This is a genomic window from Variovorax frigidus, assembly GCF_051216515.1.
Lineage (GTDB): Bacteria > Pseudomonadota > Gammaproteobacteria > Burkholderiales > Burkholderiaceae_C > Variovorax.
This window is the reverse complement of the sequence record NZ_JBPJZF010000009.1, coordinates 160,311-174,356: the sequence shown is the minus strand read 5'-3', so window position 1 is coordinate 174,356 and position 14,046 is coordinate 160,311. Positions and strand designations below refer to the sequence as shown.

General features: G+C 65.2%; 15 protein-coding genes and 2 pseudogenes. 5 read left to right on the top strand and 12 right to left on the bottom strand.

Annotation, left to right across the window (positions count from 1 at the left end; all coding sequences use genetic code 11):
* Positions 1-98 precede the first annotated feature (98 nt).
* Positions 99-1,636 (top strand): annotated as a pseudogene (locus ACSFBC_RS25530) (IS3 family transposase).
* A 118-nt stretch (positions 1,637-1,754) separates the two neighbouring features.
* Positions 1,755-1,862 (top strand): annotated as a pseudogene (locus ACSFBC_RS25525) (helix-turn-helix domain-containing protein); the annotation flags it as partial.
* A gap of 65 nt (positions 1,863-1,927) precedes the next feature.
* Here the strand turns inward: ACSFBC_RS25525 and ACSFBC_RS25520 are convergent.
* From ACSFBC_RS25520 to ACSFBC_RS25480, 9 genes are all read right to left on the bottom strand, one after another.
* Positions 1,928-3,898, bottom strand: a complete 1,971-nt coding sequence (locus ACSFBC_RS25520; RefSeq protein ID WP_435513125.1) for a DUF3363 domain-containing protein — start codon at positions 3,896-3,898, stop codon at positions 1,928-1,930.
* 340 nt (positions 3,899-4,238) lie between these two features.
* The gene (locus ACSFBC_RS25515) at positions 4,239-4,751 is read right to left on the bottom strand and encodes a S26 family signal peptidase (RefSeq protein ID WP_435513210.1); all 513 of its coding nucleotides are present in this window, start codon (positions 4,749-4,751) and stop codon (positions 4,239-4,241) included.
* A gap of 20 nt (positions 4,752-4,771) precedes the next feature.
* Positions 4,772-5,281 (bottom strand): DUF2840 domain-containing protein, encoded by a 510-nt coding sequence (locus tag ACSFBC_RS25510; protein WP_435513209.1) that lies wholly within the window; start codon positions 5,279-5,281, stop codon positions 4,772-4,774.
* 77 nt (positions 5,282-5,358) lie between these two features.
* The gene (locus ACSFBC_RS25505) at positions 5,359-5,622 is read right to left on the bottom strand and encodes a chromosome partitioning protein ParB (RefSeq protein WP_435513124.1); all 264 of its coding nucleotides are present in this window, start codon (positions 5,620-5,622) and stop codon (positions 5,359-5,361) included.
* Positions 5,619-6,260 carry a ParA family partition ATPase gene (gene parA / locus ACSFBC_RS25500; RefSeq protein ID WP_435513123.1) on the bottom strand — a complete coding sequence of 214 codons (642 nt, stop codon included), beginning with the start codon at positions 6,258-6,260 and terminating at the stop codon, positions 5,619-5,621. The genes ACSFBC_RS25505 and parA overlap by 4 nt, the downstream gene beginning before the upstream one ends.
* A 289-nt stretch (positions 6,261-6,549) precedes the next feature.
* On the bottom strand, positions 6,550-7,431 hold the full coding sequence (locus ACSFBC_RS25495; RefSeq protein ID WP_435513122.1) for a replication initiator protein A: 882 nt from the start codon (positions 7,429-7,431) through the stop codon (positions 6,550-6,552).
* A 21-nt stretch (positions 7,432-7,452) separates the two neighbouring features.
* A complete protein-coding gene (locus ACSFBC_RS25490) occupies positions 7,453-7,785 on the bottom strand; it encodes a helix-turn-helix transcriptional regulator (protein WP_435513121.1) in 333 nt (110 codons plus the stop codon).
* A gap of 100 nt (positions 7,786-7,885) precedes the next feature.
* The gene (locus tag ACSFBC_RS25485; RefSeq protein WP_435513120.1) at positions 7,886-8,689 is read right to left on the bottom strand and encodes a DNA -binding domain-containing protein; all 804 of its coding nucleotides are present in this window, start codon (positions 8,687-8,689) and stop codon (positions 7,886-7,888) included.
* 560 nt (positions 8,690-9,249) lie between these two features.
* On the bottom strand, positions 9,250-10,173 hold the full coding sequence (locus ACSFBC_RS25480) for a LysR family transcriptional regulator (RefSeq protein ID WP_435513119.1): 924 nt from the start codon (positions 10,171-10,173) through the stop codon (positions 9,250-9,252).
* A gap of 108 nt (positions 10,174-10,281) precedes the next feature.
* Between ACSFBC_RS25480 and ACSFBC_RS25475 the strand changes: the two genes are divergently transcribed.
* Together ACSFBC_RS25475 and ACSFBC_RS25470 are read left to right on the top strand one after the other, a co-directional pair.
* Complete coding sequence (locus ACSFBC_RS25475) at positions 10,282-11,262, top strand: Bug family tripartite tricarboxylate transporter substrate binding protein (RefSeq protein WP_435513118.1); 981 nt, start codon at positions 10,282-10,284, stop codon at positions 11,260-11,262.
* Between the two features lie 8 nt (positions 11,263-11,270).
* On the top strand, positions 11,271-12,461 hold the full coding sequence (locus ACSFBC_RS25470) for a serine hydrolase domain-containing protein (RefSeq protein WP_435513117.1): 1,191 nt from the start codon (positions 11,271-11,273) through the stop codon (positions 12,459-12,461).
* Positions 12,462-12,600: 139 nt separating this feature from the next.
* On the opposite strand, the gene ACSFBC_RS25465 is transcribed toward ACSFBC_RS25470, so the two are convergent.
* From ACSFBC_RS25465 to ACSFBC_RS25455, 3 genes are all read right to left on the bottom strand, one after another.
* Positions 12,601-12,771: a hypothetical protein gene (locus tag ACSFBC_RS25465; protein ID WP_435513116.1), complete on the bottom strand. Its 171-nt coding sequence runs from the start codon at positions 12,769-12,771 to the stop codon at positions 12,601-12,603.
* Positions 12,747-12,866, bottom strand: coding sequence for a hypothetical protein (locus tag ACSFBC_RS25460; protein WP_435513208.1), 120 nt, complete (start codon positions 12,864-12,866; stop codon positions 12,747-12,749). The genes ACSFBC_RS25465 and ACSFBC_RS25460 overlap by 25 nt, the downstream gene beginning before the upstream one ends.
* A gap of 275 nt (positions 12,867-13,141) precedes the next feature.
* Positions 13,142-13,489, bottom strand: a complete 348-nt coding sequence (locus ACSFBC_RS25455; protein WP_435513115.1) for a DUF2958 domain-containing protein — start codon at positions 13,487-13,489, stop codon at positions 13,142-13,144.
* 238 nt (positions 13,490-13,727) lie between these two features.
* Here ACSFBC_RS25455 and ACSFBC_RS25450 point away from each other — a divergent pair, with 238 nt between their 5' ends.
* Positions 13,728-14,015 carry a helix-turn-helix domain-containing protein gene (locus tag ACSFBC_RS25450; protein WP_435513114.1) on the top strand — a complete coding sequence of 96 codons (288 nt, stop codon included), beginning with the start codon at positions 13,728-13,730 and terminating at the stop codon, positions 14,013-14,015.
* Positions 14,016-14,046: the final 31 nt, after the last annotated feature.

Below are 14,046 nucleotides of genomic sequence, written 5' to 3'. Positions count from 1 at the left end.
CACATCTAACAGCTGTTCGGTGACGCTGGATTTAGCCTTCTGGTCCACATGCGCCAGTGGGGATGCGGACAAAGACTTGGACTACCTGAAAGTAGTTCATGTATTCCTACGAAGATCGAATCCGAGCAGTCGAGCTCTATATCAAACTCGGCAAGCGGGTCGCCGAGACCATTCACCATTTGGGCTATCCAACAGAGAACGCTCTCAAGAACTGGCACCGGGCGTACGAGAAGGGCTCGGACCTACCGCGCGGCTATGCGCGCACAAAGCCCAAATACTCACCGGCGCAGCAGACGCTGGCCATCGAGCATTACCTCACGCACGGGCGCTGCATTGCGGCAACCACCAAGACGCTGGGCTATCCGTCGCGTGACTCTCTGCGGGCCTGGATTCAGGCGGTGCATCCTCAGTTGTGCTCGCCGGGCGTGGCCCGACCTGACACGTCACCACGCCCGCCCGAGCTGAAGCAGGCTGCAGTGATCGCCCTGTGCACCCGAGAAGAAAGCGCACAAGCGGTCGCACAAAGACTGGGCGTTTGCAGGCCGACGCTGTACAACTGGAAGAATCAGCTACTCGGCCCCGAGATACCCGCATCCATGACAAGCAAGCGCGAACCGCCCCAGCCAGATGAGCGCGAAGAACTGCAGCGACAGGTCGACGCACTCCGACGCGACTTGCACCGCCTGCAGCTGGAGAACGACCTCCTGAACAAGGCGAATGAACTCATAAAAAAAGACGGGGGCATCGACCTGAAAAGCCTGAGCAATCGGGAAAAGGCACAGCTGGTTGATGCCCTGAAACAGACCTACCCGGTGCTCGAGCTCCTTGAAACGCTGGGCCTGGCAAGAAGCTCGTACTTCTATCATCGCGCCCAGGCGCAAGTCGCAGATAAGTACGCCCAGGTGCGCGGCACCATGGCGGACATCTTCGAGCGCAATCACCGCTGCTATGGCTATCGCCGCATGCGGGCCTCACTGAGCAGCCAGTGCGTGCACATTTGTGAGAAGGTGGTGCTGCGCTTGATGAAGCAGGAGCGCTTGGTCGCCGCGACGCCCAAGCGGCGTCGGTATGGCTCCTATCTGGGAGAGATCAGTCCAGCGCCAGAAAACCTCGTCAACCGCGACTTCACCGCTGGTGCTCCCAACGAGAAATGGCTCACCGACATCTCGGAGTTCCACATTCCGGCAGGCAAGGTGTATTTGTCGCTTGCGATCGACTGCTTCGATGGCAAGGTGGTCAGTTGGACGATCGGCATGCGCCCGGACGCGCAACTCGTGAACACGATGCTGGATGCCGCGATCGAGACGATCGACATCAGCAGCAACCGGCCTGTTGTGCATTCGGATCGCGGTGCCCACTATCGATGGCCGGGATGGCTGCACGCATCGCGGATGCCGAGCTGACGCGTTCGATGTCCCGCAAAGGCTGTTCGCCCGACAATGCGGCCTGCGAGGGCTTCTTCGGTCGATTGAAGACCGAATGGTTCTATCCTGGAAACTGGCAGTAGACGATCGTTGAGCAGTTCACGCAGGCCTTGGACTCTTACATCCGCTGGTACAACGAGAAGCGCATCAAGATGTCCTTGGGCGCGCGCAGCCCTCTTGACAACCGACGAAGCTTGGGGCTCATGGCATAAACAGTCCAAGTTTTTAGCCGTATCCCCTTTTTTTTGGGTAGTGCCGAAGTAAAAATGAGCCAGGTGTTCAACCTACCCTGCTGTTTATTTAAGCAGTGGGGTTCGAGGAGTGATCACCATGGACATGATTGGCAGGATCCGACGGCTGCACGTGAGGGACAAGCTGTCAGAGCGCGAGATCGCGCGCCTGACAGGGCTGTCGCGCAACACGGTATCCAAGTGGCTGCGCGCACCAGACGAGGATCGCGGGTGGCACAGAGCCATGACCGCCCACTACTGTTCTGAATCACCTCAATAGAGGCCCATGCCTCGCTTGTTCCCGAGTTCCCACGTCGCGCTCCCACCTCGTGCTATGGCACTCATCTGCTGCCCTAGGCGCTGCTCGATCACCTGCTTCCATGGCACAAGGGTGAAGCCAAGGCCGTCGTCGAGCATCGCGAAGCGTCCGCTGGCTAGCAGCAGGTTGCGGCGATAGACGCCGGACACCCGCTCGCCGTCCACTGCTGGCCGGTACCGTAGTTTCGTTTCGCCAGCGATTCGGCGCGCAACCGCTTCAAGGTCGCGCTGGCGCAAGGTCCCCAAAAAGTTTCGCGCGAGCACCATGCGCGAGCCGCGACGCTCGGCCAGACCCTGTTCGATCAGGAAGTCGGAGCGCTGCCGCAGCGCCTCTCGCAACTCGCCGCCGAAGCCCTTGTTGACAACCCGAACCGCGTCTCCGATTAACTGCCGGTCCAGCCAAGTCGCACCGATCACCCGTGTCTGCCGTTCGATCGGCAGATGCGACTGCAGCGTCACGCGTCCACCGGCCAGGCGCTGCGCGTCGTGCTGTCGCGCCCGCTCAGGCAGGTCAGTCGGTACGCGCCAGATGCCGTTGGCCACGCGCTCAACCAGGCCGACGCGGCGCAGTGCTTCGAGCCGCCGCACGTGCGCTGCCACGATCTCCTGCGGATCGCTGCCGCGCCTCGGCTGAGCGCACAGCACGGCCAAATGCTGCGCGGTGCGGTACAGGTCACCTTCGACGAGCCCCGAGATGGTCTTGTCCACCGCACGCTCCGCGGTCGCGCCGCGCGCTTCAACGACGGCGCCGACGGGGAACTGTCCGAGTTCCGTGCCGGCCGGCAGCGCGACGTAATGCGCCCGGCCATCAATGCCATCGAGCACCAGGTAGCTGCGCTCCTGCAACTCATCGACCAGGCCCTTGCCGACCACCCGGCCCACCACCGGCTGTGCGGCCTCGCCCGGCGCGAACACCGCCATCTCGCGCTGCTGCGAGCCGAGCGCCCGCTGCATGGTCCGCACGATGTCGCCGCGCTCGCCCATGGCGCACAGCGTGGGCTCGATGTTCGGCCGCAGCCGCCAACGGTTGATGCCGTCTGGTTCGGCCAGGCCCATTGCCGTGAGCCGCTGCAGGCGGCCGATCAGCAGCGTGCGCGGCTGGCGGGTGGCGTCGCCAGCCACCAGCTCCACCACGCCGTCGCGCCAGTGCTGCGCGTGCTGCTGCAGGGCGCGGTCCAGGCTGGTCCAGCGCTCCTGGTCCACCTCGCGCAGCAGGCCCTCGCGAATCTCGCGCTCGGTGCGCGGCCCGAGCCATTCGGTCGCCAGCTCGCTGGCGCGCAGCCGCATGCCGTGGGCGATGTAGTCGCGCGCGATGATGAGGTCGTGGCCGGTCTGGTCGCGCCCGCGCAGAACGACATGCGTGTGCGGGTTGTCGGTGTTCCAGTGATCGACGGCCACCCAGTCGAGGGATGAGCCCAGGTCGCCCTCCATGCGCGTCATCAGGTGGCGCGTGTAGCCGCGCAAGTCTTCGAGCTGCTGCGCGTCCTCCGGCGAGACGATGAAGCGGAATTGGTGACGGTCGCCCCGGCCGCGTTCCTCGAACTCGGCCAGGTCCGCGTGGTCGGTCGTCCGGCCATACGAGTGGCCCTTGCCGCCGTCGCGGTCTACGCCCTCGCGCTCAACGTAGCGCAGGTGCGCTTCCATAGAACGAGCGCCGGCCTGTTTGAGCACCACATACCGGGCCTTAATGACGACGCGGCGCGCGCCGGGACCGAGCTTCCGGCCGGCGGTCTGCGCCGCGACGTGGCCGCGTCCGAGCTTGGCGGCACTGCGCGCGCCGCCGCGCGACGGCTTGGTCGAAGGCTTCGCGCCGGCCTTGTTCGCCCCGCGCAACACGCGGTTGACGAAGCGCTGGCCACTATTGGGCTGGCGCCCCTTCGGCGGCCCCGGACGGACCCGGAAGCGGTTGTCGTCGCTCAATGTCATCGCGCAGGCTCCGTGGCAGCGAGGCGCATTGCAGCGCAGGCAGCACGTGGGAACACCAGCGCTGGCGCGCACTTCCCGCCGCTTGCGGCACCTGGCCGGCCGAAGGCCGTGCCGCCGCACCCCCCGTGCAGACAAGGCCAGAAGCACCCGAGCGTGCCGCCCCCTTCTATCTTGCCCTCCGCCCGTCTCCCGATTCCTGCCGATCGCTGGTGGGACCGACCCCAACGGCCGGGCGGCGATCGCCTGCACGGACGAGGCGCGCGAGCCGCAGGCGGCGCGGCAAGACGCGTGCATGCCGCCTGCACTTGGATCGGCAGCGTCGATGCACGGATGGCGGCAGTCATGGCGCGCCCCAAATCCACATCGGCTGCGCGCGGCCGAGCACGGACGCCGCGTCGATGGGACCGAAATACCGGCTGTCGAATGATGCCGGGTACGTCGTGCTGAGCAGGAACAGCTCGCCGGCGCGCAGCGTGCGGCAGTGCAACCACAGCGGCAGGCCACGGCCCAGGCCATCGGCCTCGCGCGCGAGCGCCACCGGCACGTCATCGACGTAGACGGTGCGCTGCGCCATGCACACCCGTTGCGGCGCCGTCGCGCCGATGCGCTTGAGCAGCGGAATGCGCTCGGGCAGGTAGCCGCGCTGCGCCGCGAGCGCGGCTACCTCGCCCGGCAGGCGGGCCAGCACGATGTCGCCGACGCGCAGCGCATCGGCCATCGTTCCCGCCGGGTCGATGCGATACCAGCCGCGCGGCACGCTGTCGCTGGAGTTGTAGACCCAGCGCGCAGCGGGTGCGAGCAGCGCCGGTGCGGCGAGCGCAGCGATGCCGAGGGCTGCACACAGCGCGAGCATCAGGCGAGGCGCGCGCGGGCTCACCGCAAGTCCTCCCCGCGCAACCAGGCCGCATGCCGCTCGGCGCCATAGGCCGGCAGCGGTTTGTGTGCCGCGAGGCGGTTGCCAAGCGTGAGCCAATACGCGGGCGCAGCCTGCGTCGGGTCGATGGCGAGCGCTTCGATGGCGTCGATTTGTTGCAGCACCGCCTGCACGCTCGCTTCGCCTTCGGCGCACAGTAACAGTTGCGCGCCGGGACGAACGCCGGCGATGCGCTGCATGCGCTCGCCCGGTGTGCGGGCCTGCAGCACGATGACCTGCCAGCGCGTCGTGCCGTAGTCGTTGGATTCCCAGCGCACACGGCAGAAGACCGCGCCGGGCGCGAAGCTCGCACAGCGCCGCCAGCGGTCCAGACGCAGTTCACGCAGCGGCTGGCCGAAGCGCAGGTACAGGTTGATCCGATGTTCGACGTAGGCGAGTGAGACGCGGGTGAGCGGCGGATCCCCCACGTCAGCGGCCAATGTCACAGACAGGCGCAGCGGCGAGTCCATCGGCGTGTCCACAGACACGCCCGATGGCACGATCGCCGGCGAGGCTTCGGGCGGGCGATTAGTCGATGGCGACGCGTTCATGGCCGTTGCTCCGGGAATTCGCGCGCCAGCAGCGCGCGCAGCATGTCGGCCACCGTGATGCCGCGCGTGAACGCAGCGACCTTGATGCGCCCGCGCAGCGCAGGCGTCACGTCCAGCGTCAGGCGGGCGGTGTAGACTTTGCCACGCGCGAGTGCGTCGAGATCGTTGGCTTCACCGACACGCACCCAGGCTTCGGCCTGCGGGTTGGTCGGCGGCCGTGCGCCAATAGGTACGCGCTGCACGCGCTTGCCGTTCTTCATGGCGGACCGCTCCGCAGCACTTCGGCTGCCAGCGCGGCGATCTCGCGCGCGGCCGGACCATCGTCGTCCAGCTCGCGCACGAGCCGACCAGCGGTCACACTGTCGGCGAACGCGATGCGCTGGCGCACCTCAGACGATAGCGCGGGCAGCGGCTGGTCGGCAAGCGCGCCACGCGCTTCGCGGCCGATCACGGTGGTGCTGACGCGCCGGTTGATGACGAAGGCCGCGCGGAGCGCCGGCCGGAACACCTGCGCTTCGCGGATCAGCGAGACCATCTCCGCGCTGGCCCACACGTCGTAAGGACTGGGCTGCACCGGGATCAGCACAAGGTCGGCGGCGAGCAGCGCGGAGCGCGCCAGCGCCGCGATGCGAGGCGGACCGTCGATGACGACGTGATCGGCGCGGCGCGCGAGTTCTGGCGCTTCCTGGTGCAGCGTCTCGCGCGCCAGGCCGACGGCGCCGAACAGGCGCGGCAGGCCGCTCTGGCTGCGCCGCTGCGTCCAGTCCAGAGCCGAGCCCTGGGGATCGGCATCGAGCAACAGAACGTTCTTGCCAAGCAGGGCCAGTTCGCCGGCCAGATGCGTGGCGAGCGTTGTCTTGCCGACCCCGCCCTTCTGGTTGAGCAGCGCGATGATCACGGCGCGCTCCTCGCAAGCGTATTGGCGGGCCTGCCTTGTGCCTTCTTCCTTGCGAGCCGTGCGGCGTCCTTCGCGCGATGCGTGCCGGCTGCGTGCCTTGCGTCGCCGCGGCTTTTCCACAGCGCGCGGCCTCCTTCTATCGTTAGGTTTCTATTGAATACGTTAGATACGTTAGGGGACGCGCAAGCAGTTGTCGCACAAGGATTTCTCGACGATCGGCACGCCTGATAGCACGAGCGCGCTGCGCCCGATAGCACGAGTGCGCGCACGCCTGATAGCACGAGCCCGCTCACTGGCTGTCCACAGGCGATGCACCGTTGCCGAAGCTGCCGCCGGGGCGCAGCGGTGCCGTAGACGGCACGGGACGGAAGGCCAGCACTTCCGGGCCACGGCGCGAGCGCAGGATGGCGAGCCCATAGCCTGGCAGCGGCTGGCGCGCGACGATGCGCCGCAGGTCGCATGCGAAGTCCGCGAAGCGGGCCAGACTGCCTGACTTGCGGTGCAGGTGCATGAAGTCGAAGCGCCAGCCCTCCGGCTGCCAGCCTGCATGCTTGCGCACCAGCCGGTACAGCCACCGCTCGATGCCGCCGGACAGACGGAAGTAGTTCGCGTCGATGGTCAGCACCAGGCTGTCGTCCATCACGCCCCCGTAGAACCAGTCGGGCAGGATCAACTCGATGCCCAGCGGCCTGCCCTGTCCGTCCGCGCGCTCCTTCCACTCGTTGATCCACGAGAAGCGGTGCAGCCGCCGCGCGTTGGGCTGGCGGATGGAGGTGGCCACGCTGGTGGACTGCAGGCGGTCGAGCGCGGCCTTCAGGCGTTGGTAGTCGCGCAGCGAAGTGCCGCGGCCCACGAAGCGCAGGATCTCGTGCGGCGTCGCAACCATCAGTCGCGAGCTGCGCAGGCCTGCGTCGCGGGCCTCGACGATCTGGCTGGCGGCCCAGATCAGGATGTCGGCATCCCAGATCGTCGCGATGCCGTGTTCGGCCGTGCCTTCCACGCGTACCGTCACCGGCCCCGCGCGGAAGTCGATCGGAACCGTGCGCCGGCTCTTGGCGAGCGAGAAGAACGGGTAGGCCATCAGGTCCTGCACGTCGCGCGCGGGCATCTCGCCCGGCAAGGCATGGAACAGTTCGAGTTGCTCGCGCTGCGGGTCGCGCGGGGACGTCATCGGCTGCAGGGTCCATGATGGTCAACGCCCGCCGTCGCGGCGCAGAGAGAGGCGTTCGGTGCGCAGCTCCACGTACTCCGGGTCACAAGTCGCCTCGAAGCTGCGGGCGTCCGCCCAGGCTTCGAGATCGGACAGCGCGTACATCACGCGCCGGCCGAACTTGCGAAAGCGCGGCCCGCCACCGATCACGCGCTGCTTCTCGAGCGTGCGCGGCGAAAGCCGGAGAAAGGCCGCCGCCTCGTCGTTGGTGAGATAGCGCGACTGCGCTGAGGTTGTCGCCGTGGTCGGGTGGGTCGACACCGGCTGGAGCGTCGATGAAGGTGCGGCTTGTGGCCGCAGCGCAGCGTGTCTCATGAAAGTGGCCTCCGTCGTTGCTGGTCGCCGACGGGCGAATCGCCGCCGGATGGAAGCAGTCTCAGGAAACGCAGGCGTCCTGAGGACGGACGTTCAGGGGTCAGCCGGAACGTCCGTCCCGGGAAGGTTCAGTCTGGAGCAGGCGCCGGTAGCCGCCGTCCACGAGCGCCCGGCCGCGACGCGCGAGCCGGCGCACTTGGGCGCGCATCTCGCCCAGGTCGTGCCACCGCTCTGCCACCGCCTCTGCGCCAAACAATGCCTGGGCGATCTCTCGCTGTGTGGCGCCAGCGCCCAGGCCGTCGAGCGCCTGCAGGCTGCGCATGTGCAGCAGCGCGATGCGGTCGGGCCGGCCATGCGCGTGCGCATGGGCGCCCGGCAACGCAGCGTCGCGACCGTAGTAGCCATCGAGGCGCTCCATCGTGGCGGTCGCCGCGCGCCAGCGCTCGCGCAGCCGCCCGCCGGCCATCAAGCCGTAGGCGTAGGCCGTGCCATGTTCGAGCTCAGGCGAGAACGCAGCGCGCAGCGCGCCCTCCGGGCGGTACACGGTCAGCAGCAAGCGCTTGCCGTCATGCGCGAGTTGCTTGCGTCCCGGCGTACGCCACAGCGCGAAGACCGGCGCATCCGCCACCGCCGCCGCGTCCGGGTGGAGCTGCGGCAGGCCATCAGGGTCGGGCAGCCATACAGGCTGCGCGTGGCGCGCATCGCGCGCGGGGTCTTCTAGCAGGCGCAGGCCCCAGCGGGCCGCATGGTCGGCTTCGGCATGGCTGCCGTCCACGAGCAAGCCATAGTCGGCTCGGTAGTTCGGATTGCGCCGCAGGTACTCCCAAGCCAGCGCTGGCCCGTCCAGCGTCAGGACGTAGAGATATGCGGCCGACGGATGCCATTCGTGAGTGCGTGCGCCCATGACGAAACCTCCTTGCTTGAAAGGGCGTCTCGGGCAGCGGCCCGGCGATGCCGCCACGGCTTCGCAGGAGAGGTCCATCAACGGCAGTGTCGTTGTCTCGGTGTTGGATGGAGGTGGGGAAAAGGCACGCGATGCCGCATGCGGCCGCCCTTGCGCCGCTGCATCCATGATACGGGTGAGCCCGGCCTCTGTAGGTGTGCAAGGTTCCTGAGCCTTGATTCTATTTAATCAACGACTCAGGCAACAACTTTGAAAATCCTGCCACGCGGAAAATCATGGAACGTGAGCTTCTCCCATCCACTGCGCACAGGAAGTGACCGACGTCGATGAATAGTCTCAAGTCTTTCGAGCGCTTCCGTCGCAACGCCTGTCTACTAGCAGATCTCGACGTTTCGCTGTGCGACTCTAAGCGGAATTAGCTACGCGCCGGCGGCAGACGCTCGCGGCATCAAAGGGCACAGTCCGCGAGCCGAAGAGATCATTCAGGAAAGCACGCGCTCAATGCGCAGAGGTTCGCACTACCAACGTTTCGGCTGCACAGCGCTTCACGGTGGTGGGGCCTACAGTAACTCAGAAGCGCGGTCCCGCATCTTGTCTGTGCAAAGCTCCCGCACCATCCGCAGCGCTGGCGTTTCAGAGATGCCTTCAAGTGTGATGAATGCGAACTGAGAAGTCAGGCCCAAGGGGCGGGATAACTGGATCTCCACGAGCTCCTCGCGATCAAGCAGCAAGCGGGCGGCCTCGACTGTCCCAAAGAAAATGGCATCTGTCGTTCGCACCATCTCCAGCAGACTGAAGAGCTCGTCCGATTGGAATCGCAGCGCCTCTTCGAAATGCACCGATTTGCCGAAATAGCTGTTGAGGCTTTGCACCACCTCGTCGCTCAAGCCGAGCCCTCCGGCGACCAACGGGTACTGGCGAAGCACGCTAAAGGTCGGCAGCCCTGCCGCCAAACCAGGATGCCCTCTGCGGCAAATAAACCCGAGGCGCATCGTGGGCAGCAAGCGAATGCTCAGATCGTCACTGGCCGGCAGCAGTCTGCGGTGCATGACCAACGCATCCAGCGTGCGCACGCGCAGGCTCTGAAGTTGAAGCTCAGCAGGCCCGGTGGAGATGCTGATCTTGATGCCCGGGTAGTGCTCGGCAACGTACTGCATCAGCGGGGCCGCCAGCACTGACGTGGGCGCCGGCCCGAGGCCCAATCGCACGTAGCCCATCTCCAGCCCAGCCAGCAGGGCTGCGCTGCGCTTGATTTCTGACGTTTCCAGCTTTACCCGGCGCGCCCGCGCCGCGACGATATCGCCGAGCGGGGTGAGAATCTTGCGCCGGCCAACGCGATCAATCAGCGGCCCGCCAAGCTCGGATTCAAGCGCTTGAATGCTTCGACTGAGCGCGGGCTGCGTCAGGTGCACCGCTTCAGCGGCCAGGCTGAATGAACCTGTCTCGAGCACCGCAAGGAGGTGTTCCAGCTGCTGCAAGTTCACTAAGACCTCTACATGAGTTCAGGTAATGCAAGTTCCACCAATTATGCATTGGACGCTCTCCTTGCGACTGCCTAGCATGAGTTCATATCAACTCGATAACCCACTGACATGGCCGTCAAACCGCTCGTTCTATCTGCCGCATTCAGCCTGATCGGGCTGTTTAGCGTGCCCGGCCATGCGCAGCCGGCGTACCCCAACAAGCCAATCACCGCCGTCGTGCCGCTTCCCGCAGGCGGCGCCGCGGACAGTCTGGCGCGCGCCTGGGCCGACTACATGACCAAGGCACTGGGTCAGCCGGTGGTCATCGACAACCGAGCCGGGGCGAATGGCAGCGTCGCAGCAAGCTACGTCGCACGGCAGCCCGCGAACGGATACACGTTTTTGTTTGGAAGCACATCCAACATGTCGCTGAACCCTTTCTCGTACAAGACCCTGACCTACGACCCGGTCAAGGATTTCGACCCCGTGCTGATGCTCGCGGGAACCGCGCAAGTGCTGGTGACCAGTTCGGCAACGGGTATCAAAAACTTTGACGACTTGGTGAAGAAAGCGCGAGCAACGCCCGGCTCCTTGAACTTTGGCTCAGCGGGTAAGGGCAATTCGACGCATTTGAACGTGGAGTTCGTCGCTCAGCACTACAAGCTGCAGATGACGCACGTTCCATACAGGGGCGCAGCCCCGGCGATGGTGGGCTTGCTCGGCGGCGAGACGCAGATCACGGCCGACGCGCTCACAAGCGTCGTGCCACAGGTTCGAACGGGCAAGATCGTGCCGCTGCTGGTCTTCAGTGACAAACGCTCGGCGGCGCTCCCGGACGTGCCCACGGTCTACGAGGTGGGCATGAAGGATTTCCCTGCAGGGGGCTGGTATGGCCTGATGGCCCCGAAGGGGACGCCCAAGGAAGTGATCGCGCGCTTGAACGAGGAGACGAACAAGTTCTGGGCTGATCCGGCCATGAAGGCTCGCATGCAAGCTCTGTTCATGGAACCGCCAACAGCTCCGGGACCTGACGCCGTCGCGAAGACCATGCGCGATGAAGCCACCGTGTGGGGTCCAATCATCCAGCGCCTTGGCGTTCAGAACGACTGAGCGACACCATGTCTGATGTGAACGTCATTAAGCGCACCACCACGCGTCTGGCATTGCCGAGAGCGCATTTGCCTCGCAGTGAGGACTTCCTGCTGTGGTCGCCGTGTCTGCAGTCGTACGGCTACCGCATCGTTGACCGGCTATTCGCTACTCGGGTGATCCAACGTGGCCCAAACGTTCGGCCCGTGCAGCGGGGCGAAGAGCTTGAGCTCCGCTACGAGCATCAGGGAGAGGCCAGGACGGTGGAGACCTTCATGGACCGCAACAGCGTGGCGGGCTTGCTCGTCATCAAGAGAGGGCAGGTCCTTCTGGAGCGTTATGGCCTAGGACTCCAGCCAGGCGAGCGCTGGAGCACGATGTCGACAGTCAAATCAATGACGGCGCTCTTGGTGGGGGCTGCAGTGCGAGACGGTGCGATCAAGAGTCTCGACGACGAAGTGACCCGCTACATGCCGCAATTGCTGGGGTCGGCTTACGCGCGTGTCACCGTCCGGCAGTTGCTCAACATGTCCTCGGGTGTGGCGTGGACAGAGGTCTACACGGACAAGAATTCCGACGTGAACCGGTACAGCAAGTCGCTGGCGGACAAGATCCCCGGGGGCGTTCTGAGGATGCTTCAAACGCTGCCTGAGCTGCATGAGCCCGGCTCGACATGGCACTACAACACCGCGGACACCTACTTGTTGGGTTGCGTCCTGTGCGCTGCCACAGGACAGACGCTCGCCGACTACATGTCAAAGACGATCTGGCAGCCTTGCGGCATGGAGGACGAAGCGTTCTACACCTTGGAGTCTACAGACGGACAGGAGATCGCTGGTAGTCGTGCAGGGATGTCGCTTCGGGACATGGGACGCCTAGCCGCCCTGGTAGCCGCGGGTGGCAGCCTGGATGGGGTACAAGTTCTGCCGGAAGAATGGAGTGACGCCGTGGGTCAGCGTGCCTTCGATATCCCTGAGACCTTTCACCCCTCGCGCAAGTCCCTAGGGTTGACGGGTTACGGATTCGGGTGGTGGCTGACCGATGACGGCGGCATGTTCGCGATGGGCCACTCAGGCCAGCGCATTTATGTGAACCGGCAGGAGGAACTTGCCGTAGTCAACCTCGCTGTATACCCCGAGCCTCGGTATCAAAGCAGCTCGGAACATGATCGCGACGCAGAGTTGCATAGCTGGATTTGCGCGTGTCGCGAGGCTATATAAGTCTGGGCAGAATGGCGACCGGCAGCTTTGGGGCGAATTGGTCCGGCGCGGCCGACCGTCCGGTTATGGCCCCAGAGGCGACTCACGCTCGGCCAGGTTGGCAAGGCGCCAAAAGCAGACGCTGAGGCCCTCAAGTTGCTCAGCGCTCGACGCTGCCCGCTGAGCGAAACTCCGCTCCTGATGTTTCGAGTCCGAAAATGCGCTCGCGCTCAAGTAAGTCCAGGTGCATCCATACGGCGGTGAGGAGGACCAACTCGAAGCGCCGCTTTGCCTGCCGCAGCACGTTCAGCGTTGGCAGATGGTCTTCCACCCAATCGATTGCAGTGCCCCATGGAGGCGCTCGCCTTCGCGGCGCAGCTCGTCCGTGGGCTCCACTGCAACGACCTGATGACCGCGGCGAGCCAGCGCGGCAGCATCCCGGCCAGAACCCGCGCCGATGTCGAGTACTGCAGCAGGCGGCGCAGGGAAACAGGTGAATCAGGTCGCGATGGACCTCGGCGAAGGTGATGCTGTCGTATTGAGCGGCCAGGGCGGAGGCGTTCGCGCATAGCCGGCTGCTCCGGGGACGTCAGTAGGCATGAGTTGAAGATGAACTGGATGAACAGGATGAACAGGTTCGATAACTTTGATTACCTACAACCTCGGCGGGCGGAAGCCATGGCGCGACGGGACGGCCTACTTCAATCGTTGATCGAGCCGTCGGCCTCAGCGCGACGCACATATTCCGACAGCGGACGCTGGGGCACGAAGTGCTTATCGCGCAGCACCGGCAGGTCGCGCGGACCGCGAATGCTCTGTAGGTCGGACAAGCGCACGTGATCCAACCGGGGCATGCCCATTCCAAGGTCGCACAAGCCGTAGGCCGTGTCTTCGTCGTGCGGATCGAGCTCTACCAGCAGCCAGGTGGCGTGTGCATCCGGCGTGAACAACTTGACCACCGGCCAGGGATCAGCCTCCAGGCCATCGGCAGCGGCTTTGCCGTTGTCGAGCAACTGGCGACGCTGATCTTCGGTGATGAGCGTGGTCACCGACACCCTCTCCGGGCGAAAGGACCGCGCGGAAGCGGTGGAGGGAAGGCGGGTCGCTGCGCAAGCGCGGCGACCACCGGATGGGGGTTGGGGCGGGCCATCATGAAAGGATTCAAGGGGTCAGCATAAAGCAGGCCAACGGGAGCGCAACCGGGGGCAATCCGCAAAATGAATCCTATAGATTGTAGCCCTATAGATGTCGATGCGATGTCATCTTGGACTTGCCCCAAGTCCATTGATGATTCCGAAGAACTCATTTCCTGCTGCTCTCAGATCCCTCCGAAAATCGCGCGGCTTGAGCCAGGAAGCATTTTCGGACGTATCGAGCCGCACGTACATGAGTTCGCTCGAACGGGGCCTGAAGAACCCGACGCTCAGCAAGGTGGACGAACTGTGCGAGGTCATGGAGGTGCATCCGCTCACCTTGCTGGCCTTGACCTATGGGCACGACGCCAAAGGCGCGGACAAGCTGCTCGCGCGTGTGCAGCTTGAACTGGCCGCTCTGCACCAAGTCCCCGACGATTGAACGCTGCAGGGCGCCGCTGGCGGCGCCCTGC

Excerpts from the sequence above, each read along its gene's own strand:
- ACSFBC_RS25520 (WP_435513125.1), bottom strand. The coding sequence starts at position 3,898 with ATGACATTGAGCGACGACAACCGCTTCCGGGTCCGTCCGGGGCCGCCG.
- ACSFBC_RS25515 (WP_435513210.1), bottom strand. The coding sequence starts at position 4,751 with ATGCTCGCGCTGTGTGCAGCCCTCGGCATCGCTGCGCTCGCCGCACCG.
- ACSFBC_RS25510 (WP_435513209.1), bottom strand. The coding sequence starts at position 5,281 with ATGGACTCGCCGCTGCGCCTGTCTGTGACATTGGCCGCTGACGTGGGG.
- ACSFBC_RS25505 (WP_435513124.1), bottom strand. The coding sequence starts at position 5,622 with ATGAAGAACGGCAAGCGCGTGCAGCGCGTACCTATTGGCGCACGGCCG.
- ACSFBC_RS25495 (WP_435513122.1), bottom strand. The coding sequence starts at position 7,431 with ATGACGTCCCCGCGCGACCCGCAGCGCGAGCAACTCGAACTGTTCCAT.
- ACSFBC_RS25490 (WP_435513121.1), bottom strand. The coding sequence starts at position 7,785 with ATGAGACACGCTGCGCTGCGGCCACAAGCCGCACCTTCATCGACGCTC.
- ACSFBC_RS25485 (WP_435513120.1), bottom strand. The coding sequence starts at position 8,689 with ATGGGCGCACGCACTCACGAATGGCATCCGTCGGCCGCATATCTCTAC.
- ACSFBC_RS25475 (WP_435513118.1), top strand. The coding sequence starts at position 10,282 with ATGGCCGTCAAACCGCTCGTTCTATCTGCCGCATTCAGCCTGATCGGG.
- ACSFBC_RS25470 (WP_435513117.1), top strand. The coding sequence starts at position 11,271 with ATGTCTGATGTGAACGTCATTAAGCGCACCACCACGCGTCTGGCATTG.
- ACSFBC_RS25450 (WP_435513114.1), top strand. The coding sequence starts at position 13,728 with ATGATTCCGAAGAACTCATTTCCTGCTGCTCTCAGATCCCTCCGAAAA.